The organism is Priestia sp. MDV22-iso46 (genome assembly GCF_058629175.1).
The window spans coordinates 1-3,323 of sequence record NZ_JBZVWT010000030.1 but is presented as its reverse complement, the minus strand read 5'-3'; the positions used below and the strand labels follow the sequence as shown (position 1 = coordinate 3,323).

Below are 3,323 nucleotides of genomic sequence, written 5' to 3'. Positions count from 1 at the left end.
TATAAAATAAAACCATAAGTTTTATTTTGTACAAAACTAACTCTATTAACAAGAGACTTCGACAAGTGTTTTCCCTACCGTTTCTAGGGGGAACGGTTTAAGAGTGGTGGTACACTACTTAAACAGTTGAAGTCTTTTTTCTATCCGCACGTTTTTGTTAGTTTTATTATAGCGTTAACTAGTCTCATAATTCAATAAAAATTAGCAAAATATATCAAAACAAGTATATTTAGCTACGAGTGATCCTGTGTTGCTGTAGGAATCACCTTTATCATATACGAGTTTTTTAGAGTAGGGGAGGGGTATTTTTTTACCTCTCCTCAAATATTAAAAAGTGTGTTATAATGCCAGATTTTTAATAACGTCCAAGATTTAGTGATTAGTACACTTTCAATGATAATCGCAAATAGTTCTCCTGGGTAGGGTGATTTTTTGTAGTCCTTTTTTGGAAAGAGGGTGAGAAAAAATCACCCTATGCAGCATGTTAAAAATATGATAGGAGCAGTTTCTACTTCATGTAGAAGCTGCTTTTTTGCTAAATTCTGAGGGAGAAAATTGTCCTGTATCCCTGGCTATTTGTACATGTTTATTGGCATTGTTAACGCTAAGTTACCGTTTAGTGAGTTCCCTTTTTAAATTATTTTTCAACTCAGTGGAAGCAGCTTCTGTAATGGTTGTTACATTCCATTCTTTCTTTTGCTCGTATCTAAATCTGTTACAAATGTCTGCTACAAATATCACCACGACATCTCATTTTGTGTTCAACTATGTCATCTTGGAATGGATTGATAGATGTCTTCATCGAATAAAATCATCTGTCTTTTTTTTATTCATCATCATCATACTCTCTGATTATTTCTTTTAACATATCATGCGGGTTTTCCATTGAGATTGCACAAAGCTCCATCATCCTAATGTTAGCCCTAATTAAATTTTTAAGATGTTCTCCTCGACCAGATTGTTGACTGAAAATAGCTAATGCGTAAACCAGTTTTTTTTAAAATTGCTGTCGAGACTGATTAGATTTCTTTGCTAACTCATCAATTTTTTTCAACAGCAATAGGATCAACATTTCTTATTTTAATTTCCCATACTTCATGTTAATTCTCTAAAATAGTGGTGCCTCTCAAAAAATAGAGAGAAGAGCATAAGGGGTTTTTGCCCCCACAGACTGTGTGGGATTAGGCAGAGCCTAACAAAACCTTGGGTACAAGGAAATGTTTGCAAGAACCCCCTCAGCGTACCCTCGAATTAAAGGACAGTCCCTTCACCGCACCTTCAGTGATTGCAACATTTGTGCCAGAAGCCCCTTCACCGACCCTTCATAGTTGATAAATGTCCCCTCAAGGGTCACTTCATTTTGAAGTGTTTTTTGAAAAAAATAAGACAGAAGCAAACGATCTTTTTTATTTCTTTCGCACGTTTATGGTCAAAACGGCCATTTCTTTTTGCCTACAATACAAGTGATTTACGCATGCTTTTTTACCATTTACGAATCAATTTTTATTCTATAAACGATTACCGTTCTAGAAAAATATACGTTCACAAGATGTCGATATTTATTTTTTTCATGTTCACATAAGTTAGAAAAAGATTTTATAAAAAAGAAAATGAAAAGCTATGGAAAAGCCGAGAGAGAATCAAAAATTGTGGTAAAAAAAGATGTGATTCAATCTAATGATGAAGCATTCAGCTCTATGAAGGCGATCAAAAAAGTCTACAAGAAAAGATCCAAAAATTAAGTGAAAAGCAACAGGATTTAACCAGGAGATGAAAAAACACATGTTAACAGTAGGTCAACATGTGTTTTTTTGAGGTTCGCAGCAGGTTCACATTATTGCTTTTTTATGTTCAGAGTAGGTTCACATGGAGGAGTTTAGGTCAACAGTAGGTTCACATTCAACAGGTTTTCTTGTCCCCACGGTTTTGCTAGGCTCTGCCTAGCCCCACACGTCCTGTGGGGGCAAAAACCCCTTATGCTCTTCTCTCTTTTGTAGTGGGGAACCACAATGTACAGGAAAGGAACGAATGTCATGGATATGTTTTTAAGAAATATTAATCCAATAGCCGTTAAAAAAATAGATGAAATAAAAAAAAGAAGATTTGTTATCAGGATTTTTTTGAAAGGCGGCTTAGAAAAGAGAGAGGTACTGAGAGAGATAAAGGATTGTGACAAAGGGAGAAAAGAGAAATCATAAAATGGATTTACGAAATTTTTTGCACGGAATAGGGGAGCATAATCTTAAAAGAACGGAGTACAGCACAAGAAACGGAACGTTAAAAAAAGCAAAAGTTTGAAGGCGAAGTGAAGGATGAAAAGTCTACTTTTTTATATTTGAAAGCTAGAAGGAGGAAGCAGCGAGCAACTAAAAGCTGTTCCTACGATTCCTCTTTTTAATGATTGGTCGAGATAGCTTATGTAACACAAACGGGATGCAAACGATTATACATCCCGTCATGTGAAGAAGGAAAAAGTAGCTTTTAATGCAGTTAATGATCTTTAAGGAACACTTCATTTACGTAATTCCATTGCCTAATGAAACAGTAACTTGAAAAAGTATCTTCTCTTTAACAAACACCTCATTTAAGCATTGAACTAAAAAATATACAATGTGAACGAAGTCGTTCTTGGTCTGCGACAAACACCTCATTTGCACAGTAATAAATGAACATTATTGTCTACCCATTATATACATTCTTACTACGTTCATGACTACCATCCCCTTATGAATCAAACATACATCGGTTTACAATAAGGTTTTCTGAAATATGCCTGCTGTAGACACCTCATCCCAAATGTAAGAAGCTTTGTAATAATTAGTTTAATCAATTACTTGTTTTCCTTCTTCCTTATATAGAATGTCTCAATAGCCTATTTATAATCCAGTAAGCTAATAGGGATTTTTTGGGTTACACGCACGCTTTATTTACAAGGTAGTTTAACTAATGAAGTCTTATATATAGAAATTAGTTTTATTGATTAACAACTAATAAAATGTATGCTAAAAGGATAATGAAATAAATAGAATATTTTTTAGAAAATATGTTGACTTTTTAGTAAGTATATTTTATTATTATAAAGCGTCGTTGAGAAACACCAGTAACAACGAAGCGAAAAAAAGATTTTCAAAAAAGTTGTTGACATTATATTGATAACTTGATAAGATATTAAAGTCGCTTAAGAGCGGCGGTTGAACTTTGAAAACTGAACAAAGCGACAAACGTCAACGTTAATTTTTATTTTTTAAATGAGCAAGTCAAACATTTCTTCGGAGAGTTTGATCCTGGCTCAGGATGAACGCTGGCGGCGTGCCTAATACATG

The 3,323-nt window shown here is 34.2% G+C and carries 1 protein-coding gene; it reads left to right on the top strand.

The genetic code is table 11. The annotated features are described in order from the left end of the window. The first annotated feature begins 2,033 nt into the window (after positions 1-2,033). A complete protein-coding gene (locus tag AC4NPH_RS30955) occupies positions 2,034-2,198 on the top strand; it encodes a hypothetical protein (RefSeq protein ID WP_176533022.1) in 165 nt (54 codons plus the stop codon). Positions 2,199-3,323: the final 1,125 nt, after the last annotated feature.

Coding starts and splice junctions, on each gene's coding strand:
- AC4NPH_RS30955 (WP_176533022.1), top strand. CDS start 2,034: ATGGATATGTTTTTAAGAAATATTAATCCAATAGCCGTTAAAAAAATA.